Origin of the sequence: uncultured Boseongicola sp., from assembly GCF_937988555.1 — a bacterium.
GTDB lineage: Bacteria > Pseudomonadota > Alphaproteobacteria > Rhodobacterales > Rhodobacteraceae > Boseongicola.
In genome coordinates this window covers 1-23110 of the sequence record NZ_CALJXO010000190.1, presented here as the reverse complement: position 1 = coordinate 23110, position 23110 = coordinate 1, and the positions used below count along the sequence as shown (strand labels likewise).

At 57.0% G+C, this 23110-nt stretch carries 20 protein-coding genes and 1 pseudogene; 20 read left to right on the top strand and 1 reads right to left on the bottom strand.

Annotated elements, in window-relative coordinates; translation table 11 throughout:
- The first annotated feature begins 46 nt into the window (after positions 1-46).
- From Q1B15_RS10515 to Q1B15_RS10485, 7 genes are read left to right on the top strand one after another with little or no spacing between them, the layout of a single operon-like run.
- On the top strand, positions 47-928 hold the full coding sequence (locus Q1B15_RS10515) for a formate dehydrogenase accessory sulfurtransferase FdhD (RefSeq protein WP_299753698.1): 882 nt from the start codon (positions 47-49) through the stop codon (positions 926-928).
- Positions 925-1107: a hypothetical protein gene (locus tag Q1B15_RS10510; RefSeq protein WP_299753697.1), complete on the top strand. Its 183-nt coding sequence runs from the start codon at positions 925-927 to the stop codon at positions 1105-1107. The genes Q1B15_RS10515 and Q1B15_RS10510 overlap by 4 nt, the downstream gene beginning before the upstream one ends.
- Positions 1104-1430, top strand: a complete 327-nt coding sequence (locus Q1B15_RS10505; RefSeq protein WP_299753696.1) for a hypothetical protein — start codon at positions 1104-1106, stop codon at positions 1428-1430. Before Q1B15_RS10510 ends, Q1B15_RS10505 begins: the two co-directional genes overlap by 4 nt.
- Positions 1420-1962, top strand: coding sequence for a hypothetical protein (locus tag Q1B15_RS10500; protein WP_299753695.1), 543 nt, complete (start codon positions 1420-1422; stop codon positions 1960-1962). The genes Q1B15_RS10505 and Q1B15_RS10500 overlap by 11 nt, the downstream gene beginning before the upstream one ends.
- Positions 1959-2564 (top strand): molybdenum cofactor guanylyltransferase MobA, encoded by a 606-nt coding sequence (gene mobA / locus Q1B15_RS10495; protein ID WP_299753694.1) that lies wholly within the window; start codon positions 1959-1961, stop codon positions 2562-2564. The genes Q1B15_RS10500 and mobA overlap by 4 nt, the downstream gene beginning before the upstream one ends.
- Entirely contained in the window at positions 2561-3055 is a 495-nt protein-coding gene (gene mobB, locus Q1B15_RS10490; RefSeq protein ID WP_299753693.1) for a molybdopterin-guanine dinucleotide biosynthesis protein B, read from the top strand. The genes mobA and mobB overlap by 4 nt, the downstream gene beginning before the upstream one ends.
- The gene (locus Q1B15_RS10485; RefSeq protein ID WP_299753692.1) at positions 3052-5163 is read left to right on the top strand and encodes a molybdopterin-binding protein; all 2112 of its coding nucleotides are present in this window, start codon (positions 3052-3054) and stop codon (positions 5161-5163) included. The genes mobB and Q1B15_RS10485 overlap by 4 nt, the downstream gene beginning before the upstream one ends.
- Before the next feature lie 85 nt (positions 5164-5248).
- Here Q1B15_RS10485 and Q1B15_RS10480 read toward each other — a convergent pair whose 3' ends face one another.
- Positions 5249-5623, bottom strand: coding sequence for a rhodanese-like domain-containing protein (locus Q1B15_RS10480; protein WP_299753691.1), 375 nt, complete (start codon positions 5621-5623; stop codon positions 5249-5251).
- A gap of 429 nt (positions 5624-6052) precedes the next feature.
- On the opposite strand from Q1B15_RS10480, the gene Q1B15_RS10475 reads away from it, so the two are divergent.
- The 13 genes and pseudogenes from Q1B15_RS10475 to Q1B15_RS10410 form a co-directional block, all read left to right on the top strand.
- Positions 6053-6976 (top strand): helix-turn-helix transcriptional regulator, encoded by a 924-nt coding sequence (locus Q1B15_RS10475; RefSeq protein WP_299753690.1) that lies wholly within the window; start codon positions 6053-6055, stop codon positions 6974-6976.
- Positions 6977-7253: 277 nt separating this feature from the next.
- Positions 7254-7772 carry a 50S ribosomal protein L10 gene (gene rplJ, locus Q1B15_RS10470; RefSeq protein WP_299753689.1) on the top strand — a complete coding sequence of 173 codons (519 nt, stop codon included), beginning with the start codon at positions 7254-7256 and terminating at the stop codon, positions 7770-7772.
- A gap of 66 nt (positions 7773-7838) precedes the next feature.
- A complete protein-coding gene (gene rplL / locus Q1B15_RS10465; RefSeq protein ID WP_299753688.1) occupies positions 7839-8216 on the top strand; it encodes a 50S ribosomal protein L7/L12 in 378 nt (125 codons plus the stop codon).
- A gap of 604 nt (positions 8217-8820) precedes the next feature.
- Positions 8821-12960 (top strand): DNA-directed RNA polymerase subunit beta, encoded by a 4140-nt coding sequence (rpoB, locus tag Q1B15_RS10460; RefSeq protein ID WP_299753687.1) that lies wholly within the window; start codon positions 8821-8823, stop codon positions 12958-12960.
- 50 nt (positions 12961-13010) lie between these two features.
- Positions 13011-17252: a DNA-directed RNA polymerase subunit beta' gene (gene rpoC, locus Q1B15_RS10455; RefSeq protein ID WP_299753686.1), complete on the top strand. Its 4242-nt coding sequence runs from the start codon at positions 13011-13013 to the stop codon at positions 17250-17252.
- A gap of 354 nt (positions 17253-17606) precedes the next feature.
- A pseudogene (locus Q1B15_RS23455) lies at positions 17607-17884 on the top strand (PucC family protein); the annotation flags it as partial.
- Positions 17885-17975: 91 nt separating this feature from the next.
- The gene (locus Q1B15_RS10440) at positions 17976-18122 is read left to right on the top strand and encodes a hypothetical protein (protein WP_299753685.1); all 147 of its coding nucleotides are present in this window, start codon (positions 17976-17978) and stop codon (positions 18120-18122) included.
- Positions 18123-18216: 94 nt separating this feature from the next.
- The gene (locus Q1B15_RS10435; protein ID WP_299753684.1) at positions 18217-18483 is read left to right on the top strand and encodes a hypothetical protein; all 267 of its coding nucleotides are present in this window, start codon (positions 18217-18219) and stop codon (positions 18481-18483) included.
- A 143-nt stretch (positions 18484-18626) separates the two neighbouring features.
- Positions 18627-19523, top strand: a complete 897-nt coding sequence (locus Q1B15_RS10430) for a DMT family transporter (protein WP_299753683.1) — start codon at positions 18627-18629, stop codon at positions 19521-19523.
- Positions 19524-19828: 305 nt separating this feature from the next.
- Positions 19829-20200, top strand: coding sequence for a 30S ribosomal protein S12 (gene rpsL / locus Q1B15_RS10425; protein ID WP_076980154.1), 372 nt, complete (start codon positions 19829-19831; stop codon positions 20198-20200).
- A 12-nt stretch (positions 20201-20212) separates the two neighbouring features.
- Positions 20213-20683 carry a 30S ribosomal protein S7 gene (rpsG, locus tag Q1B15_RS10420; RefSeq protein ID WP_299753682.1) on the top strand — a complete coding sequence of 157 codons (471 nt, stop codon included), beginning with the start codon at positions 20213-20215 and terminating at the stop codon, positions 20681-20683.
- A 21-nt stretch (positions 20684-20704) separates the two neighbouring features.
- On the top strand, positions 20705-22825 hold the full coding sequence (gene fusA, locus Q1B15_RS10415) for an elongation factor G (protein ID WP_299753681.1): 2121 nt from the start codon (positions 20705-20707) through the stop codon (positions 22823-22825).
- A 39-nt stretch (positions 22826-22864) separates the two neighbouring features.
- A partial coding sequence (locus Q1B15_RS10410) for a GTP-binding protein (RefSeq protein ID WP_299749747.1) occupies positions 22865-23110 on the top strand: 246 nt, incomplete at its 3' end.

The following is a 23110-nucleotide window of genomic DNA, read 5'->3' as shown; positions in this document are numbered from 1 at the left end:
CTAGTATTGGTTTGCGCTTATCGCGGGGAGGTGTCTGACGCAAATCATGGTTCGTGCTGACATTGATCATTATCTGATTGCGCCTGATCCGGGGCGCGCTGGGCTGACGCGCAGGCTTTCGGGCGTGGATGAGACAGGGACTGAGGCGTATCTTGGCGTTATCGAAGAGCGACCTTTGACGATTTTTCTGAATGGCCAGGAGATCGTGACGGCGATGACAATCGGGGATTACCCTGAGTATCTGGCGCTTGGGTTCTTGCACAATCAGGGTATGTTGGCGCCCGGCGAGGCCGTTGTTGGCGTAGATTTTGATGAAGAGCTGGAGACGGTGGTTGTGCGCACGGATGGCCAGACGACCTATGAGGGCAAGCTGAAGAAGAAAACGCGCACCAGCGGCTGTGCGGTGGGGACGGTTTTTGGCGATATGATGGAAGGGCTTGAGGGGCTGACTTTGCCTGAAGCCGAGGTGCGGACTTCCTGGCTTTATGCCTTGGCGGGCCGCATCAACCGCACACCGTCGTTGTATCTTGAGGCTGGCGCTATCCACGGATCGGTGTTGTGCGAGCGGGATCGACCCCTGGTTTATATGGAAGACGTGGGGCGGCATAATGCAGTTGATAAGATCGCAGGCTGGATGGTGGCCGAGGGCGTTTCGGGTGGGGACAAGATACTTTATACCACCGGGCGTTTGACCTCCGAGATGGTGATTAAATGTGCGCATATGGGCATACCGGTTCTGGCATCGCGGTCGGGGTTCACGGCGTGGGGTGTGGATATTGCGCGCCAGGTCGGTTTGACGCTGATCGGACGGATGCGCGGGCGGCGGTTTCAGTGCCTTTCGGGCAATGAGCGGTTGACCCGTGACGCAGACCCCAAGGGCGCTGCGCAAGAAGACCGCAAGCATCGCCGGAAGGGGGGCGAGGCTTGAATAACTTTACAGCTGAAGTTTATGGCACCGAAGAGGCCCGCGCTGAGATTGCGACGATGATCGCCACAGGGCACGCGGACACCTGGCAACTCACTTACGCGCGGTGGCGGGCTGTAATCGCGATGGTTGGGGCAGGAACAGTCTCGCTTTTGTCGCTGGGTCTGGTGGTTTGGGTGTGACTGGCCGTTCGCCTCCGGTGTGGTTGGGCATTGCTGCCGCGTTCTCAGGGGCGTGGGTATGGACGCGGTCAGCCCTTGCACCGGTACGCCGGTTGACGGGTGCTTTGTCGGACGCGTCGCCCGCGAAGGACGGCAGACAAGTCTGGACGTTTGGCCTGGACGGGGTGCGCATTGGCGCGGATGTGGCGGACAGTCAGTTCGGCTGGCGCGTGTTTGATCGGGTGCTTGCGGGACAAAGCGCGATTGGTTTGGCGTCGGGCAATGTCTATTTTGCGTTGCCGGTCGATCTGACCTTATTGAAAGGATCGAAGCGTGGATGGTGATGTGAGGGGCGAAACTGACGCGATAGTCTTGCGCTATCGGTTCGACACGAAGGTGTTGCCCGCCGCCATGACTGGCTGGTGGCGGAGCGCTGTGCAGCCCGTAAAGTTTTTGCATCGCGCGGTTTTCTGGGCGGTGGTCTGGCTTGGGCTATTGGTCCTGGCGGGCGCTATCGGGAAGGCGGGGTTGCCTCCAACGTTTGTGGTTGCCGGTATCTTGGGGGCCGCTGTGATGGTTGCGGCCTTTGCCTATTTGCAGCGAACCCGGATGCGGCAGTTTTACCGGACCGTTGGCACGCATTGGGATCGGGCAGGCGAGATTTCGGTGCGCTTTGATGCGCGCGGCATGGACATGCGGGACGACGTGTCAGAACGACGGTTCCAGTGGGGTGCGATTGATGCGGTGCGAAAGGCGAAGGGCGCGACGGTTTTGCGCTCAGGCATGTCGATGATCGCGATCCCGGATACAGCGATACCTGAGGGGTTGACCGCAAAAGAGTTTCGCGCGCGTCTGAATGACTGGAGAGGCGCGTGAAACAACCATTGGGCGTGATCCTGGCGGGAGGGCAGGCGACACGGATGGGCGGCGGTGACAAGGGCTTGTTGCGGCTTGGACAATCAACGCTGCTTGGCCATGTGATTGATCGGTTCGCGCCTCAGGTGGCGGGACTGTGTCTGAATGCCAACGGAGAGCCTGCGCGGTTTGCGGCGTTTGGGATGCCGGTTATTGGCGATACGGTTGAAGGGTTTGCGGGGCCGCTTGCTGGGGTTTTGGCGGGGCTAGATTGGGCGGCGACCAAGGGTGCTGATCATATTGTGACTGCCGCCGCTGACACGCCGTTTTTTCCGGGCGATCTGGTGCCCCGGTTGCAGATGGCAGCCGAACTTGCGGGCAAACCTATCGCTTTGGCGCGCACCGACAATGGGCGGCACCCGACGTTCGGGCTTTGGCCCGTCGCATTGCGCGAGGATTTGCGGGTCGCGTTGGCGGATGGCGTGCGCAAGGTTGTTCAGTGGACTGACATATATGGCACTGCGATGGCGGATTTCCCAACTGGGCGTTTTGATCCCTTTTTCAATGTGAATACCCCGGAAGATTTGGTTTTAGCGGAAAGCTATGCGGGGCGCTTGTCATGAAAATCTGGGGGGTTGTGGGCTGGAAAAACGCCGGCAAGACCGGGCTGATGGAGCGCCTTGTGGCAGAATTTGTCGGGCGCGGTCTGACAGTTTCGACTGTAAAGCATGCCCACCACGCGTTCGATGTGGATCAGCCGGGGAAAGATTCTCATCGTCACCGAATGGCCGGCGCCAGCGAAGTTCTGTTGGGGTCAGCTCAGCGCTGGGCGTTGATGGCGGAACTGCGCGGTGCAGGCGAGCCGGATCTGGACGCGTTGCTTGCAAAGCTGTCTCCGGTTGATCTGGTTTTGGTGGAAGGTTTCAAGACGGCGGATCATGCCATGATCGAAGCCCATCGCGGCGAAACGGGCATGGCGTTGCTGGCGCCTGAGACGCCAAGCGTACGGGCCATTGCGTCGGATTGCAGTGCGACGCACGGGGATTTGGCGGCATTTGATCTGAATGACACCGGAGCGATTGCAGATTTCATCATGGCTGAGCTGGCGTTGTGAGCCGGTTCGATACGGTTCTGGTGATGGACTGGTCGGCGGCGCGTGCAAAATCGGCGCGACCTCAGAAAGACGCGATCTGGGCGGGGATCGCTCGGGACGGTGTTTCGGACGAGCCTGTCTATTTGCGCAGTCGGCTTGAGGCGGAGACTTGGTTACGCACCTTTTTCGTGGATGAAAACGCAGCGGGGCGTCGGGTGTTGGCGACGTTTGATTTTCCATTCGGGTATCCGTCCGGGTTTGCGCGCTGTGTGACCGGAAGCGATGATCCTTTTGTGCTTTGGGACTGGCTTGAGGCGCGGATCAGGGACGATGCATCCGGTGAGAACAATCGCTTCGAGATTGCCGAGGCGATCAACGCGTTGTTCCCGGCTTTGGGGCCTTTTTGGGGGAAGCACGCCAAGGACCGCAACCCCGGCGTTCCTTACCGCAAAGTGGACGTCCGCTTTGACGGGTTTGCGGAAAAGCGCGCGACGGATGTGGTTGCGCAGTCTGCGTCAAGTTGCTTTCAACTGGCGTTTCCGCCGACCGTTGGGGGTCAGGTATTGATGGGGTTGCCAGTTATGGCGCGGCTTCGCCAGATGTCGGGGGTTGCGGTCTGGCCGTTTGAAGACTGTGGCGCGGCATCCGTGGTTTTGGCTGAGATTTGGCCGTCTTTGGTGGACCGTGCAGTGCGGCGGTCGGGAGATGTCATTCGGGATCGCGCGCAGGTGCAGCTTTTATCTGTGGCCTTGTCGCGCTTGCCGCAAGACGAATTGGCTGTTTGGATGGATGTGCCTGATGTTGCGCGGGAAGAAGCGTGGATTTTGGGAAGCGGTCATGGGGATCGGTTGGACGAATTGACGAGAGATCAGATGCTTAAGCCGCCGCGCCTGAAGAACGATTGCTTTGCCCTGCCGCCCGGCGTCGACTGGACACCGGTTAATGATGCTTTGGGGCGGCTGCGCGCGGCTTTGGTGCCGGTGGCGCGCATTGAAACCTGCGCGTCCTCAGAGGCATTGGGGCGTGTGTTGGCGAAAGACGCTGTGGCGCTTCGCGCGAACCCTCCGGCCGCGAATTCGGCGGTTGACGGATATGGGTTTGCGCATAGCGTGACGGGAGCAGGGGACCAGATTTTGCCGCTGGCCGATGGTCGCGCGGCGGCTGGGGCGGCCTTTGACGGCGTGGTTCCGCAAGGTTCTGCGATCCGTATTCTGACCGGCGCGATCTTGCCGGACGGCGTTGATACTGTGGTGCTTGAAGAAGACACGACGACCGACGGCGCACGGGTTGCTTTTGAAGGGCCGGTGAAGGCTGGTGCGAATGCGCGCCGTGCGGGTGAAGACGTGGAGGCGGGCGAAGTGGCGGTTCTGGCCGGCTGTCGGTTGGGGCCTGCCGAGCTGGCGCTCTTGGCCGCAACCGGTGTGACTGAATTATCTGTGTTCCGCCCGCTTCGTGTTGGCGTTTTGTCTACAGGTGACGAGATCGTCGCCCCGGGATCTACGCAGGATCCGGCGCGCACTTACGACGCAAATCGTCCCATGTTGTTGGCGCTTTTGTCGGATTGGCGGATGGCGGCAGTTGACCTTGGCCATGTGGGCGATGACCGGGCGGCGGTCATTGCGCGCCTTGATGCCGCGGCGGGAGAGGTTGACGTCATCCTTACTTCTGGTGGCGCATCGGCTGGGGACGAAGACCACGTTTCGGCGGCCTTGGGCGACGCAGGTGTGCGGCATGATTGGCGTATCGCATTAAAGCCGGGCAGGCCCCTGGCGCTTGGGATGTGGGGTGGCGTCCCGGTTTTTGCGCTTCCGGGCAATCCTGTCGCTGCATTGGTCTGCACGATGATTTTTGCACGGCCTGCATTGGGGCTGATGGGCGGCGAGGATTGGCGCGTGCCGCAAGGCTTCATGGTGCCTGCGGCGTTTGGGAAAATCAAAAAGCCGGGGCGGCGGGAGTACCTGCGGGCGCGAATAAACGCCGAAGGCGCGGCCGAGGTGTTCCATTCTGAAGGGTCAGGCCGCATTTCCGGCCTCGGCTGGGCAGATGGTCTGGTTGAAATTGGCGACGAAGCCCGGACGATCTTAGAAGGCGATCTTGTCCGCTACATTCCCTACGCCAGCTTTCGCTGATTTCTTTTTGGCTAAAATACTCTCGGGGGAGTTTGAGGGGGCAGACGAGCCCCCTCATCACTGTGATGCCGCAAGGCAGCGCACATCAGTCTTCGACGGGACCGCCCGCTTCTTTCCATGCCGCAAACCCACCGACGTTCGACACGTTTTTATAGCCCATGTCCTTCATTGTCTTGCCGGCTAAAGCCGCCTGACCGCCCGCGCCGCAGAACAATACGATGTCGGCGTCTTTGCTAAGCGCGCCATTGTGCAGATCGTGGGTGTTGTCGGCGCGAAACTCCATCATGCCACGCGGAATACGCAAGGCGCCTGCGATTGTGCCGGAAGCCGCGATCTCGGTGCCGTCGCGCACGTCAACGAAGGTTGTGTTCCCTGCGGCATGTTTGGAAATCCCGTCTTGGGGCGAAATTTTCGGAACGACGGTGTTTGCTTCGTCAAGGTAGTGAGTTGCGGTTTTCATAAAGGGTTCCTCCTGTAAAACTCTGGTTACAGGTAGGGTCCGCCCAGCAAAGTGCAAAGTCCAAATTCAGATATCGTTTATCGTGATGGATAGCGGAGGCGTCTTTCCGCGCTCCAGCCTGCGCGGTTTTGGTGTCTGACTGGATGCCATTCCTCTGACTTGGCGAGGTTTGCACTGTCGGTGGGTCGGCACCATGTGATGGAAACCAAGTGGCAGAGGACGTCTGAGAAAATGGTGAAGGGCAGGCGCATCCGGAAACTCCGCTGTTGGGCTGTGTCGGCTTCATCTTTGCGCGGTCGGGGACAGATGACCCACTGCTGTCACCCGCCAGAAGCGGATCTATCCGTAAGTCACCCGTAAGTCCCTTGGCAGGGAGCGCGGTCGTAGGGCATTGTGATCTGACTTTTAAACGGTCCAAGGGGCGATTGATTGGCCACTGCATCACTCTTTGCGCGGAAATTGCGGGCTTGGCGGGCGACTGCGGGGCGCAATGGACGCATGACCCAAGAGGCTCTGGCCGAGATGCTTGGGGTCAGTGTCGACGCGATTGGCAAATATGAGCGATCGGTTTCTTTTATTCGCGGCGACCTTGAACCGCGCCTTTCGGACGCGCTTGGCTGGAGCCGTGAAGACATTCTGGCGTGTCGCGAAGACTGGGAGATCCGGCAGCATGCGCGACACGGGCGCGGCTACCGGCTTTTGGACCAGAGCGTTCTGGACGAGGCCTTTGGCGGGTCATTGGAGGCTGCGATTGTCTCGGGGCTTGATATGGCTGACGCCGAGTTCGGGGAGTTGCCAGAGGCTTTTGCCCCTTCGAGGGCGACATTTGTTCCGATGTATATGGCCGTCCGGGATCACTGGGCGATGGTTCTTGAAGGCGATAGGATTGTTGCGAAGTGGGCTTTGCCGTTTCTGCTGCCAGAGGACGAGGCGTTGTTTCGTGCAGGGGAGTATCGCGAGTCGGATATGAAAGTAGATCGTCTGCGGCGCGCGCTCTTGCCGGGCGAGTATTTCGGGTATTGTCCGGCGCTTGTGGTACGCGCCGGGCATGAGGCCGCCAGTCCGCTTTTGCTGTCGTCTTTCGTCACGTTTCTGGAAGGTCTCGCTCGGCGTGACATCTATCTCGGGGGAATTGGAACAGTCTCATGCACAGCGGCGGGTGCTCAGGTTTGCCGGGAACTGGGCATGACGTATCTGGGTGGGCACAAGATCCAGGCAGATTTCGGGGTCTGGGTTCTGGAGGGGGCGGCGATCGCGGGGTCGGTTTTTGGTCGCCGTAGTCCAAGCTTGCGCCGCCGCTATGGTGAGGCGTTCGCCGCGCAGGATCAGACGGATACAAATTCTGGCAAATAGGGAAACCTCAGTTTTCCCTTCACAAGTCACCAGAATCCCTCTAAGGACCGCTCGTCCGGGGAAGGTGCTTTGTAGCTTCTTCGTACATTTCGTCCGAGACGGTGGGTGAGCCGCGCATCTTGCAAAGCTCATAATTCCTACCTGAGACGGGAACCAAGAATAACGTTTTCAGGAGACTGAGGGCGCGATTTTGAAGGACCCGTAAGGACCCGTGGGGTGGCATGAGTTGCCCCCGTGTTGAGCCGGAGGGTCAAACCTCCAAACTTGGAGTGAAACTGTGGATAGAGCCCAGAAAGAGAAAGTGGTCGAGGAACTCGGCCAAATCTTTGAAAGCTCTGGCGTTGTAGTGGTTGCCCACTACGCGGGTATCACGGTTGCTGAGATGCAGGACCTTCGTTCGCGTATGCGAGCGGAAGAGGGGTCCATTCGTGTCGCCAAGAACAGGCTTGCCAAAATCGCCCTTCAAGGAAGCCCAAGCGAAGCGCTTGGGGGACTGCTGACGGGAATGACCGTACTTGCTTATTCCGAAGATCCGACTGCTGCGGCACGGGTTATGGAAAAGTACGCCAAGGACAACAAGAAGTTGGAAATCCTTGGTGGTACTATGGGCGAGACGGCTCTTGATGCCGCCGGTATCAAGGCAGTGGCTGAAATGCCGTCGCGTGAGGAGCTTATTGCTTCGATCGTCGGCTGTATTGGCGCACCTGCTTCGAACATCGCTGGCGCGATTGGCGCACCTGCTTCTAACATCGCGAGCATTCTCTCAACCATCGAGGAGCGCGCCGAAGCGGCGTAATCCTTGTGCCCGCGTGGGGTTAACCTTGCGCGTTGGAACACATCTTAGGAAACGGAAAGCATTAAAATGGCTGATCTGAAAAAACTTGCTGAAGAGATCGTGGGTCTTACCCTTCTCGAAGCACAAGAACTGAAGACGATCCTGAAGGACGAATACGGCATCGAGCCCGCTGCTGGCGGCGCTGTCATGGTGGCCGGTCCTGCTGGTGGCGAGGGTGATGCTGCTGAAGAGCAGACAGAATTCGACGTCATCTTGAAGGCGGCTGGTGCCTCCAAGATCAACGTGATCAAGGAAGTCCGCGCAATCACAGGTCTCGGCCTGAAAGAAGCCAAGGACCTCGTCGAAGCTGGCGGCAAAGCTGTCAAAGAAGGCGTCTCCAAGGCAGAAGCTGACGAAGTCAAAGGCAAGCTGGAAGCAGCTGGCGCCGAAGTCGAAGTCAAGTAATCTCTTCCGGTCCGCAGGGTTTCCTTGCGGACCGGCCGGGCTATCCGGGGCCAACTTTTGGGGCCTCTGGACGCCGCTACTTTGCCGCAGCCGAGGCAAGCCGTTCCGGCTAGAGGCAGATAACACTCCCTCCTGAACCAGATTTCCGACGAATTGGCGTGTGACGGGCGCATTTTGTATGCCTCGGATAGATTTTCTCGGTGCATCCGGTGTCGTCAGATGAGGCTTGCCAAGCCGCCGCCCGCAAAGCAGACTGTCGTTTATCGCTATTCGCCTCGGGACATCGCCGCTTTTCCGGGCTTAAAAGGAGCGTGTAAATTGCAGTTGTAGTGTCGCTTTCGGTTGAAAGCCGACCAAGTCGTTGTTATCTGGATCGCTCAGGCGGAAATTTGATTCGGTGAGCGCGCAGCCACAAGCATCATAAACCATTGATATTGCCTTATCACAGCGTAACGGAGTGTTGCGCTTTGATAGGGCAGTTAACGTTTCGGGCGAGGGATCTTTGGGAGGTCTCTCTGGTATGGAAGCGGAAACTGTTCCGATCTGGCACTGCTCCGGACGCCCAAACCGGTGGCCGTGCCGATTAAACGGAGATTCATATCCTATGGCAACGACCTTTCTCGGCCAGAAACGTCTTCGCAAGTACTACGGTAAAATTCGTGAAGTTCTTGAGATGCCGAACCTTATTGAGGTTCAAAAATCTTCCTATGACCTTTTCCTTGGGTCCGGCGATCAGCCGGAGCCAATGGACGGCGAAGGCATCATGGGTGTTTTCCAGTCGGTTTTTCCGATCAAGGACTTCAACGAAACGGCCGTTCTCGAGTTCGTAAAGTACGAGCTTGAGAAGCCGAAATACGATGTTGAGGAATGTCAGCAACGTGACATGACCTACAGCGCGCCTTTGAAGGTGACGCTGCGCCTCATCGTATTTGATGTGGACGAAGATACGGGTGCGAAATCGGTTAAGGACATCAAGGAACAAGACGTGTTCATGGGCGACATGCCTTTGATGACGCCGAACGGAACGTTCGTCGTGAACGGTACCGAGCGGGTGATCGTGTCTCAGATGCACCGGTCGCCCGGTGTGTTCTTTGACCACGACAAGGGTAAGACGCATGCGTCTGGTAAGCTTTTGTTTGCTTGCCGTATCATTCCTTACCGTGGCTCCTGGCTCGACTTTGAATTCGACGCGAAAGATAATGTCTTTGCCCGGATCGACCGTCGCCGGAAATTGCCTGTCACGACCCTGCTCTATGCTTTGGGCTTTGACCAAGAAGGCATCATGGATGCCTATTATGATACGGTTAATTTCAAGCTGAAGAAGAACAAGGGTTGGGTTACCAAGTTCTTCCCTCAGCGTGTGCGTGGCACCCGTCCTACGTTTGATCTTGTCGATGCTAAAACCGGTGAAGTGATTGCCGAAGCCGGCAAGAAGATCACTCCGCGCGCGGTGAAGCAGCTGGTTGATGAGGGCAAGGTTAAGGATCTTCTGGTGCCGTTTGATAACCTCATTGGGCGGTTTGCAGCCCGTGACATCATCAACGAAGAAAACGGTGCGATTTATGTCGAAGCCGGGGATGAGTTGACTTGGGAGCTTGATAAAGCGGGCGAAGTCAGTGGCGGTACGCTGAAAGAGCTGATGGATGCAGGGGTCAATGACATCCCGGTTCTGGACATCGACAACATCAATGTCGGTCCTTATATCCGCAACACTCTTGCTGCCGACAAGAACCTTGGCCGTGACACGGCACTGATGGACATCTACCGCGTCATGCGTCCGGGCGAGCCGCCCACCGTGGACGCAGCGTCTGCTTTGTTTGACACGTTGTTCTTCGACAGCGATCGTTATGATCTCTCGGCCGTTGGTCGTGTGAAGATGAATATGCGTCTTGCTCTGGATGCTGAAGACACGCAGCGCACGCTTCGCAAAGAAGACATCGTTGCCTGTATCAAGGCATTGGTCGAGCTTCGCGACGGCAAGGGCGATATCGACGATATTGACCACCTTGGTAACCGCCGCGTCCGCTCGGTTGGTGAATTGATGGAGAACCAGTATCGCGTTGGACTGCTTCGGATGGAGCGCGCGATCAAGGAGCGTATGTCATCGGTCGAGATCGACACGGTGATGCCGCAGGATCTGATCAACGCCAAGCCTGCTGCTGCAGCCGTTCGTGAGTTCTTCGGCTCGTCGCAGCTGTCGCAGTTTATGGACCAAACCAACCCGCTTTCGGAAGTCACGCACAAGCGTCGTCTTTCCGCGCTTGGGCCCGGTGGTCTGACACGTGAACGTGCGGGCTTTGAAGTGCGCGACGTGCACCCGACGCACTATGGTCGTATGTGCCCGATTGAAACGCCGGAAGGGCCGAATATTGGTCTTATTAACTCGCTTGCGACGTTCGCTCGCGTGAACAAGTACGGCTTCATCGAAACGCCGTATCGCAAGGTGATCGACACCAAGGTAACGGACGAGGTTATCTATCTGTCGGCCACAGAAGAAATGCGGCACACCGTGGCGCAAGCGAACGCGAACCTTGATGAGAACGGCAAATTCGTAAATGACCTCGTAAACACCCGAAAATCGGGTGACTACACGATGTCACAGCGCGAAAATGTTGATCTGATTGACGTTTCACCCAAGCAGCTGGTGTCGGTTGCGGCCTCGCTTATTCCGTTTCTTGAAAACGATGACGCGAACCGTGCCTTGATGGGCTCGAACATGCAGCGTCAGGCGGTTCCTTTGTTGCAAGCGGAAGCTCCGCTGGTTGGCACGGGCATCGAAGAAGTTGTGGCCAAGGACTCTGGCGCGGCAATCATGGCGAAGCGTGCGGGCATCATCGACCAGGTCGACGCTCAGCGTATCGTTGTGCGCGCAACAGCTGATCTTGAGCCGGGCGATCCGGGTGTGGACATCTATCGTCTGCGCAAGTTCCAGCGGTCGAACCAGAACACCTGTATTAACCAGCGTCCGCTGGTCAAGGTGGGTGACACGGTTGGCAAGACAGAAGTAATTGCGGACGGTCCGTCCACCGATATTGGTGAATTGGCCCTTGGTAAGAACGTCGTCGTCGCCTTCATGCCGTGGAATGGCTACAACTATGAGGACTCGATCCTGATCTCCGAGCGCATCGTGCGTGACGACGTGTTTACGTCTATCCACATTGATGAATTCGAAGTCGCGGCCCGTGACACGAAGCTTGGGCCGGAAGAGATTACCCGCGACATCCCGAACGTTGGTGAAGAAGCGCTGCGCAACCTCGACGAGGCTGGAATCGTTTATATCGGCGCGGAAGTGGGGCCGGCGGATATTCTGGTCGGGAAGATCACACCAAAGGGCGAAAGCCCGATGACGCCGGAAGAAAAGCTTCTGCGCGCCATCTTTGGTGAGAAAGCATCCGACGTGCGTGACACGTCTTTACGTCTGCCGCCGGGTGATTTCGGAACGATCGTTGAGGTTCGTGTCTTTAACCGGCACGGCGTCGAAAAAGACGAGCGTGCGCTTCAGATCGAGCGTGAAGAAGTCGAGCGTCTGGCCCGTGACCGGGACGATGAATTGGGCATCCTTGAGCGCAACATCTATTCGCGTCTGAAGGACGGCCTTCTGGGCAAAGTTGCTGTGAAGGGTCCGAAAGGCGTGAAGCCGAAGTCGAAGATCGACGAAGACCTTCTTGAACAGTTGTCTCGTGGTCAGTGGTGGCAGCTTGCTATCGCTGACGAGAAGGAAGCGCAGCAGATCGAAGCCCTGAATGCGCAGTACGAAGCACAAAAGCGTGCTTTGGATCACCGCTTTGAGGACAAGGTCGAGAAAGTCCGTCGTGGTGACGATCTTCCGCCGGGTGTGATGAAGATGGTCAAAGTCTTTGTGGCCGTGAAGCGCAAGCTTCAGCCGGGCGACAAGATGGCTGGTCGTCACGGCAACAAAGGTGTGATCTCGAAGGTTGTTCCGATGGAGGACATGCCGTTCCTTGGGGATGGGACGCCGGTGGACTTCGTTTTGAACCCGCTGGGTGTGCCTTCGCGCATGAACGTCGGTCAGATCCTTGAAACCCACATGGGTTGGGCATCGCGCGGTCTGGGTATCCAGATTGACGAAGCTTTGGGCGAATACCGTCGTTCGGGCGATATGACTCCGGTCCGTGATGCGATGAAGATCGCTTATGGTGACAACGTCTATGACGAGGGCATCAAGGATCTCAGCGAAGATCGTCTGCTTGAAGTTGCGGGCAACGCAACAAATGGTGTGCCGATTGCAACGCCGGTCTTTGACGGTGCGAAAGAAGCTGACGTGAACGATGCGCTGACACGCGCTGGGTTCAGCCAAAGCGGTCAATCGGACTTGTTCGATGGTCGTACAGGCGAGAAGTTTGCGCGGCAGGTGACGGTCGGTATCAAGTACCTTCTGAAGCTGCACCACCTTGTCGATGACAAGATCCACGCGCGATCAACCGGGCCTTACAGCCTTGTCACGCAGCAGCCTCTGGGTGGTAAAGCCCAGTTCGGCGGTCAGCGTTTCGGGGAGATGGAAGTCTGGGCGCTGGAAGCCTACGGTGCGGCATACACGCTTCAGGAGATGCTCACTGTCAAGTCGGACGACGTTGCAGGCCGTACCAAAGTCTACGAGTCGATTGTCAAAGGCGAGGACAACTTTGAAGCGGGCGTGCCCGAAAGCTTCAACGTTCTGGTCAAGGAAGTCCGAGGCCTCGGTCTAAACATGGAACTCCTGGATGCGGTGGAGGATGACGAGTGACGGTTTTCGTCACTCCCACCTTCTCCAACGCCAGCCTCTAAGGAAAAAGCATGAACCAGGAACTGACAACAAACCCGTTTAACCCGCTTGCGCCCGTTAAAACGTTCGACGAGATCAAAATCTCTCTGGCGTCACCCGAGCGTATTCTTTCGTGGTCCTACGGCGAGATCAAAAAGCCCGAGACGATCAACTACCGGACGTTCAAGCCTGAACGCGACGGTCTGTTCTGCGCGCGGATTTTTGGCCCGATCAAGGACTACGAATGTCTTTGCGGTAAATATAAGCGCATGAAGTATCGCGGCGTTGTCTGCGAGAAATGCGGTGTTGAGGTGACGCTTCAGAAGGTGCGTCGCGAGCGGATGGGCCATATCGAATTGGCTGCTCCTGTCGCGCACATCTGGTTCCTGAAGTCGCTGCCGTCGCGCATCGGTCTGATGCTTGACATGACGCTGCGTGATCTTGAGCGTATCCTCTATTTCGAGAACTACGTCGTGATAGAGCCCGGCCTGACGGACCTGCAATACGGTCAGTTGATGTCGGAAGAGGAGTTCATGGACGCGCAAGATGCCTATGGCATGGACGCGTTTACCGCGAACATTGGCGCCGAAGCTATCCGCGAGATGTTGCAGAACATCGACCTTGAGTCCGAGGCCGAGCAGCTGCGCGCTGATCTGGCTGTCGCAACGGGTGAATTGAAGCCGAAGAAGATCATCAAGCGTCTGAAGATCGTTGAAAGCTTCATCGAGTCGGGCAACCGTCCCGAATGGATGGTTCTGACCGTGATCCCTGTGATCCCTCCGGAACTGCGTCCGCTGGTGCCGCTTGACGGTGGCCGGTTCGCGACGTCGGACCTGAACGATCTTTATCGCCGCGTAATTAACCGGAACAACCGTCTGAAGCGCCTGATCGAGCTTCGTGCGCCAGATATCATTGTGCGGAACGAAAAGCGGATGCTGCAGGAATCTGTGGATGCGCTGTTTGACAACGGACGCCGCGGTCGCGTCATCACGGGTGCCAACAAGCGTCCTCTGAAGTCGCTTTCCGATATGCTGAAGGGTAAGCAGGGGCGTTTCCGTCAGAACCTTTTGGGTAAGCGCGTCGACTTTTCGGGTCGTTCGGTCATCGTGACGGGACCGGAACTGAAGTTGCACCAGTGTGGTTTGCCGAAGAAAATGGCGTTGGAGCTGTTCAAGCCGTTCATCTATTCGCGTCTTGAAGCCAAAGGTCTGTCATCGACCGTGAAGCAAGCGAAGAAGCTTGTCGAAAAAGAGCGTCCCGAAGTTTGGGATATTCTCGACGAGGTTATCCGCGAGCACCCGGTTCTGTTGAACCGTGCGCCAACGCTTCACCGTCTTGGCATTCAGGCGTTCGAGCCTGTTTTGATCGAAGGTAAAGCAATCCAGCTGCACCCGCTTGTCTGTTCGGCGTTCAACGCTGACTTCGACGGTGACCAGATGGCTGTTCACGTGCCTTTGTCGCTTGAAGCACAGCTTGAAGCCCGCGTTCTGATGATGTCGACGAACAACGTTCTGTCGCCAGCAAACGGCGCGCCGATCATCGTTCCATCGCAGGACATGATCCTTGGTCTCTATTACGTTTCGATGGAGCGCCAGGGCATGAAAGGCGAAGGCATGGTCTTCACCGATGCCGACGAAGTTCAGCATGCATTGGATGCAGGCGAAGTGCACCTGCACTCCAAGATCAAAGCGCGCGTGAAGCAGATCGACGACGAAGGTCAGGAAGTTATCGTGCGTTTTGACACGACCCCCGGTCGCATCAAGCTGGGCGCACTTTTGCCACTGAATGCAAAGGCTCCGTTCAGCTTGATAAACCGCCTTCTGCGCAAGAAAGAAGTGCAGCAGGTCATCGACACCGTCTACCGTTATTGCGGTCAGAAAGAGTCTGTAATCTTCTGTGACCACATCATGACGATGGGTTTCCGCGAAGCGTTCAAGGCAGGCATTTCGTTCGGTAAGGACGACATGGTTATCCCGGACAGCAAGTGGACTATCGTTGATACGGTCCGCGATCAGGTCAAAGAGTTCGAAAAACAGTACATGGACGGTCTGATCACTCAGGGTGAGAAGTACAACAAAGTTGTCGATGCATGGTCGAAGTGTTCGGATGACGTAGCTGACGCGATGATGGGCGAAATCTCGTCCGTTAAGATCGATGATGCCGGCGCCGAGAAAGAACCGAACAGCGTTTATATGATGTCGCACTCCGGTGCGCGTGGCTCGCCTGCACAGATGAAGCAGCTTGGCGGTATGCGTGGTCTGATGGCCAAGCCGTCGGGTGAGATCATCGAAACGCCGATCATCTCGAACTTTAAAGAAGGTCTGACGGTTCTTGAGTACTTTAACTCCACCCACGGTGCCCGGAAGGGTCTTGCGGATACGGCGTTGAAGACTGCGAACTCGGGGTATCTGACGCGTCGTCTTGTTGACGTCGCACAGGATTGCATCGTTCGTATGCATGACTGTGGCACCGAACTTGCGATCACGGCAGAGCCCGCGATCAACGACGGTGAAGTCGTCGCAACCTTGGGTGAGCGTATTCTGGGCCGTGTGTCTGCAGAGGACGTACTGGCTCCTGGCACCGATGAGGTGTTGTTGACCAAGGGCGAGCTGATCGACGAGCGTAAAGCTGATCTGGTCGAGCGGGCGAAAGTTCCGACAATGCGGATGCGGTCACCATTGACCTGCGAAGCGGAAGAAGGCGTTTGCGCCATGTGTTATGGTCGTGACCTTGCGCGTGGTACTTTGGTGAACCAGGGCGAGGCGGTCGGTATCATCGCGGCTCAGTCCATCGGCGAACCAGGCACGCAGCTGACGATGCGGACGTTCCACATCGGCGGCATTGCTCAGGGTGGTCAGCAGTCGTTCCTTGAAGCATCTCAGGACGGTAAGATCTTGTTCAAGAACTCGAACCTTCTTGCCAACGATGCGGGCGAAGAGATCGTCATGGGTCGTAACATGCAGCTTGTCATCATTGACGAGAATAGCATTGAGCGGGCCAGCCATAAGTTGACGTACGGCACCAAGGTCTTCCCGAAAGAGGGCGACACGGTAGCGCGCGGCGACAAGTTGTTCGAGTGGGACCCGTACACACTTCCGATTATCGCCGAAAAGGCGGGTGCTGTGCGTTTTGTTGATCTTGTTTCGGGCATTTCGGTGCGCGATGAGACCGACGACGCAACCGGCATGACGCAGAAGATCGTGACTGACTGGCGTTCTGCGCCAAAGGGCAGCGATCTGAAGCCTGAAGTGATCCTTGTGGGGAGCGACGGTGAGCCAGTGCGCAACGAAGCCGGTAATCCGATCACCTATCCAATGTCGGTCGACGCGATTTTGTCGATTGAAGAAGGCTCGGATGTGAGGGCGGGTGACGTGATTGCGCGTATTCCGCGTGAAGGTGCGAAGACGAAGGACATCACCGGTGGTCTGCCGCGTGTTGCTGAACTCTTCGAGGCACGTCGTCCTAAGGACCACGCGATCATCGCTGAGATCGACGGCTATGTGAGATTCGGACGCGACTATAAGAACAAGCGCCGGATTTCGATCGAAGCGGCCGAAGAAGGCGCGGATGCAGTCGAATACATGGTGCCGAAAGGCAAACACATCCCCGTGCAAGAAGGCGACTTCGTGCAGAAGGGCGACTACATCATGGACGGCAATCCGGCGCCGCATGACATCCTGTCCATTATGGGTGTCGAGGCGCTTGCTGACTACATGATCGACGAGGTGCAGGACGTTTATCGTCTTCAGGGCGTTAAGATTAACGACAAGCACATCGAAGTCATCGTGCGTCAGATGCTTCAGAAGTGGGAGATCCAGGATTCTGGGGAAACTACGCTTTTGAAGGGCGAGCATGTCGACAAAGCTGAGTTCGATGCGGCGAATGAGAAAGCAACGGCCGAAGGTCGTCGTATGGCACAGGGCGAGCCGATCCTTCTGGGGATCACCAAGGCGTCCTTGCAGACACGTTCGTTCATCTCTGCAGCGTCGTTCCAGGAAACCACGCGGGTTCTGACCGAAGCTTCGGTTAAGGGTAAGCGCGACACGCTGGTCGGTCTGAAAGAGAACGTCATCGTGGGTCGTCTGATCCCGGCGGGTACTGGTGGGGCAACTCAGCAAGTTCGTCGCGTGGCAGCTGAGCGTGACCTAAAGGTCATTCAGGAAGCGCGCGCCGAGGCGGAAGCTGCGGCAGCGCTTGCTGCACCAGTGATGGAAGACATCGAGGTGACGGAGATTGACACCGATCTGGTGGAGACCCCGGAGAGCCGCGACTGATAGTCGTCGCCCTGTAGAATTGAAAAAGCCCCGCATTTTGCGGGGCTTTTTTATGGTGTCGGGGTTCGGCGGCCGCGAGGGATCGGGAGTCGGAAGCCCCTCGTGAATTCCGAGATATTCCTGGACTGCGAACGCGTATTTTTTATGAAACGCCTGCGAAAATCTTGAATTTTTATGGATGTTTCTGCTGCACGCTGCGCCATTCACGGTGCAGGGAAACCCAAAAATTTTTGAATTTACCACTGAAGGTCAGCGCTTCAGGGCTTCACAAAGGCTCACTTGGTCTGATTGTAATTTTTTTCTGACAACGATGATGGAAGTGAAAGTGACAGGTGCGTCAACTTGACGCCAGTGATGTTTCTCGTGGGCACGTTGCTGACAGGACTGGGGGCGGGATTGTTCGGCCATGCAACTTTGACGGCGTCTATTCGTCTTGCGCCTAAAGACCGCATTGGTCTGGCGCTTGGGGGGCGGTACAGGCGACGGCGGCTGGGGTAGGCATCGCTCTTGCGGGTATCGTTCGCGACGTGATCTTAAGGGCTCAAGGCGCTGGATTGACGCCAAACACGCCCTATAATGTGGTATTCACGATTGAAGCTTTGTTTTTGGTCCTGGCAATTGTTGTGGGGCTTCCAATGGCATCCCGGGCGCGTCGCGCACAGCAAACGGACGTGCACCGGACCGGCGCGACGACCACAAACAGTCAGAGACTGTGGAGGTATCATGACACCGGTAATCATGCGGTATTTCGACAGCGTAGAGCAGGCCCGTTCGGTCAAATACGAACGTGTGCGCCATAGAGGGTTTTCTTTGAGGATCTTAAGTTTTTATGAAGAGGTCGATGGTCTTGTGGACGCGCTGAACGCGTAATCTGTCGAGATTGAAACCGCCCGGGCCTATGAAGAGCGTATGGCAAGGGGGCGGTGCGGTCATTTTGGTCAGGGCTGGCTACAAGCCGCTCAGCGTGCCTAATACAACACGTGAAGTGATGGCCGAGATGGGCGCTGCCGACATGGGCAGCTTGACCGAAGAGATTTACGTCAAGGATCAGCTGCGCCCGATGCTCAGCATCCATGCGGACCATCCTCTTATGCTGTCGTGCCCAAGCGATCCGACGAGCCGTAGCCTTCCGATGGCCGACTGGCCGATCCCTTTAGCCGTCACAAGCCATTTGCCGAAACGCTGTTTCCACGCCATGCCCGGATGGCTAATTTCCCATGGCCACCGCTGATGAGCGACTCTGAGATTTCGGTTTCCAAGATGCTGGGAATTCCGACAGTGATCCGGCGCTAGCCCGGTCAAAAAAACTACGGAAGGCTATCAGATACTACAATTCGCTGGCTGGGCATTCTCATTCCAACTAAGCCTCACCGCATGACTTTGACCCCCAATCTTCGCGGCGCGCTTTTGATGACGGGGGCGATGACGGCGTTTACTGTCAATGATGCGTTCATGAAGCTGTTAAGCGACCATGTGCCTTTCTTTCAGTTGCTGTTCCTCAGAAGCGGCGCTGTCGTTGTGTTGATTGGCTTGATGGCCTGGCGGGCAGGGGCGTTTTCGGCTCCGGTGTCTTCAAAAGACAAAGCGCTTATCGGTCTGCGAACTGTGGCAGAGATCGGGTCGGCGTACTTTTTCCTGAATGCGTTGTTCAATCTTCCGATAGCGAATGTCACGGCGATCATTCAGGCGCTGCCGCTGACGGTCACGCTTGGGGCGGCCCTGGTTCTGAGAGAGCAAGTCGGGTGGCGACGGTTCCTTGCGATCGGAGTTGGATTCGCCGGCGTGATGATCATTGTCAGGCCGGGGAGTGACGGGTTCACGATCTACTCGGCCTATGGGTTGCTGGCTGTGGTTTGTGTGACTGCGCGCGACCTTGCGGCGCGCAAGCTGAACGCTGAGGTGCCGTCGTTGATGGTTGCTTTTGTGGCAGGTGCCGGCGTGTTGCTGTTTTCGGCAACGGGGGCCGCGTTCATTGACTGGCAGCCTATGGGGCGCGGTGATTTCGTGCTTTTAGCTTTCGCGGTGTTTGCGATCATCGGTGGCTATCTGTTCTCGGTCATGGCGATGCGAGTCGGCGAGATCGGAGCAGTGGCGCCGTTCCGATACACATCGCTTTTGGCTGCTCTTCTGCTTGGGGTTTTTGTTTTCGGCGAGTGGCCGGACACTTGGACGCAGATCGGGGCAATGATCGTTGTTGCGACCGGGCTTTTCACCCTTTGGCGCGAGCGAAAATCGGCGCGCGGGACACCTAAGGGCATTCGGGTGCGATAAGGGCCTCGGGCGCTGTTGACAGTACTGGCGACTCTGGCTAGAACGCGCCCACTTGGCCTCTCGGGTTGATCGCCTGACATGCCTTTAACAGATGTAAGTGGTCACGATCCGGACTGAATGGTCCCGATCCTCTGGATACCCACCGCGTGCCCCCGAAGATTGGGAGCGCTGCGGTTTACTGCGTTGTCGTGGACGCACGAAGACGCGACGACGAGCCGGGGCATGCGCGCCCCAGAATTTAAGATGGCCGGCGATACGCGCGGGTCGAAACAGATAAGTGTTGCAACACGGGGAAGACGAGCCCAATGCCAACGATCCAACAGCTGATCCGGAAACCCCGGCAGCCCAAAGTAAAACGCTCGAAGTCGCTGCACCTTGAGGGATGTCCTCAAAAACGTGGTGTATGTACGCGGGTGTATACAACGACACCGAAGAAGCCGAACTCGGCCATGCGGAAGGTTGCCAAAGTGCGCCTGACAAATGGTTTCGAGGTCATCAGCTATATCCCGGGTGAGAGCCACAACCTTCAGGAGCACTCTGTGGTTCTGATCCGTGGCGGCCGGGTAAAAGACCTTCCTGGTGTTCGTTATCACATTCTGCGCGGTGTTCTGGATACCCAGGGCGTCAAAGACCGTAAGCAGCGTCGTTCGAAGTACGGCGCTAAGCGTCCGAAGTAAGAGGAATACGAGATGTCCCGTCGTCACGCCGCCGAGAAGCGCGAAGTTCTGCCCGATGCCAAGTATGGCGACCGGGTTCTGACAAAGTTCATGAACAACCTCATGGTTGATGGTAAGAAATCCATCGCCGAACGCATCGTTTACAATGCGTTTGAGCGGGTTGAAGACCGCCTGAAGAAGTCTCCGTTGGAAGTTTTCCACGAAGGCCTCGAGCTCATCAAGCCATCGGTCGAGGTTCGCTCGCGCCGTGTGGGTGGTGCAACCTATCAGGTGCCTGTCGAAGTGCGTCCCGAGCGTCGCGAAGCGTTGGCCATTCGCTGGCTGATCGCTGCTGCGAAGTCCCGCAACGAGAACACCATGGAAGAGCGTCTTGCCGGTGAAATGGCAGATGCGGTGAATGGTCGTGGCTCTGCGGTGAAAAAGCGCGAAGACACCCATAAGATGGCCGACGCCAACAACGCGTTCAGCCACTACCGCTGGTAAAGACTTTCAGGAGCAGCCCTAATGGCACGCGAATATCCTCTCGAGCGCTACCGTAACTTCGGGATCATGGCGCATATTGACGCCGGCAAGACCACGTGTTCCGAGCGCATCCTTTTTTATACAGGCAAGTCGCACAACATTGGCGAAGTGCACGATGGCGCTGCGACCATGGACTGGATGGAGCAAGAGCAGGAACGTGGCATCACGATCACGTCCGCTGCGACCACCACGTTCTGGGAGCGCACTGAGGACGGCGACACCCCTGACTCGGCTAAGCACCGCCTGAACATCATCGACACCCCTGGCCACGTTGACTTCACTATCGAAGTTGAACGTTCGCTTGCGGTTCTTGACGGAGCGGTTTGTGTTCTGGACGCCAACGCCGGTGTCGAGCCGCAGACTGAAACAGTTTGGCGTCAGGCTGACCGTTACAAGGTTCCGCGGATCGTGTTCGTGAATAAGATGGACAAAATCGGCGCTGACTTCTTCAACTGCGTTCACATGATCCAAGACCGTACAGGGGCCACGCCATGCCCGATCCAGATCCCAATTGGGGCAGAGACCGAGCTGGAAGGCATGATCGACCTTGTCACCATGGAAGAATGGGTCTGGGAAGGCGAAGATCTGGGCGCGTCCTGGGTCAAAAAGCCGATCCGTGACAGCTTGAAGGCGCAAGCCGATGAATGGCGTGCCAAGATGATCGAAGTTGCCGTCGAAATGGACGACGACGAGATGGAAAAATATCTAATGGACGGCGCTGAGCCGGACGTTCCAACTTTGCGACGCCTTATTCGTGCTGGCACTTTGGCCATTAAATTCATCCCTGTTATGTGTGGATCTGCGTTTAAGAATAAAGGTGTTCAGCCGCTTCTCAACGCTGTGATCGACTACCTGCCAAGCCCAATCGACGTTGTCGACTACATGGGCTTCAAGCCGGGCGACGACACCGAGACCCGTAACATCCCGCGTCGTGCTGATGACAGCATGCCGTTCTCGGGACTTGCGTTCAAAATCATGAACGACCCGTTCGTGGGGACTTTGACCTTCGTGCGCGCCTATTCGGGCACGCTTTCGAAGGGCGACACGATGCTGAACTCGACAAAAGGCAACACCGAGCGTGTTGGCCGGATGATGATGATGCACTCGAACGACCGCGACGAAATCACCGAAGCATTTGCTGGTGACATCATCGCGCTTGGTGGCCTGAAGAACACGACGACTGGCGATACTCTTTGCGACAAGAGCGATCCGGTCGTTCTGGAAACTATGACGTTTCCTGATCCCGTTATCGAGATCGCGGTCGAGCCGAAAACAAAGGCTGACCAGGAGAAGATGTCCTTGGGTCTGCAGCGTCTGGCTGCCGAGGACCCGTCTTTCCGCGTTGAGACCGACATCGAGTCGGGTCAGACGATCATGAAGGGTATGGGCGAACTTCACCTCGATATCCTCGTTGACCGTTTGAAGCGTGAATTCAAAGTTGAAGCGAACATTGGTGCGCCTCAGGTGGCTTACCGCGAGACGATTTCGCGCGAGACCGAGCACACCTACACCCACAAGAAACAGTCGGGTGGTTCGGGTCAATTTGCTGAAGTGAAGATGATTATCACTCCGACAGCTCCGGGCGAAGGGTATTCCTTCGAAAGCAAGATTGTTGGTGGTGCGGTGCCAAAGGAATACATTCCGGGCGTCGAAAAAGGCATCACGTCGGTTATGGACAGCGGCCCGCTGGCTGGTTTCCCGGTCATCGACTTCAAGGTTCAGCTGATCGACGGTAAATTCCACGACGTGGACTCGTCCGTTCTTGCCTTTGAAATCGCCGCACGTCAGTGGATGCGCGAAGCGATGAAGAAAGCGGGCGCCAAGATGCTCGAGCCGATCATGAAGGTCGAAGTTGTGACGCCAGAAGACTACACCGGCAGCATCATCGGCGATCTTACATCGCGCCGGGGTCAGGTGACCGGTCAGGATCCACGCGGCAATGCGATTGCGATCGACTGTATGGTGCCGCTGGCAAATATGTTTGGCTATATCAATAACTTGCGTTCGATGTCTTCGGGCCGTGCGCAGTTTACGATGCAGTTCGATCACTACGAAGCGGTCCCGCAAAACATTAGTGAAGAAATTCAGTCCAAGTACGCGTAAGCGCGTTCTTGGTCAGTAGAAGACAGACAGGAGGCCATCATGGCAAAGGCAAAGTTTGAACGTAACAAACCGCACGTTAACATTGGCACGATTGGTCACGTTGACCACGGCAAGACGACGCTGACTGCGGCGATCACGAAGTATTTCGGTGACTTCCAGGCGTATGACAAGATTGATGGCGCGCCGGAAGAGAAGGCACGCGGGATCACCATTTCGACGGCACACGTCGAATATGAAACCGAGGCACGCCACTATGCGCACGTCGATTGCCCGGGCCACGCTGAC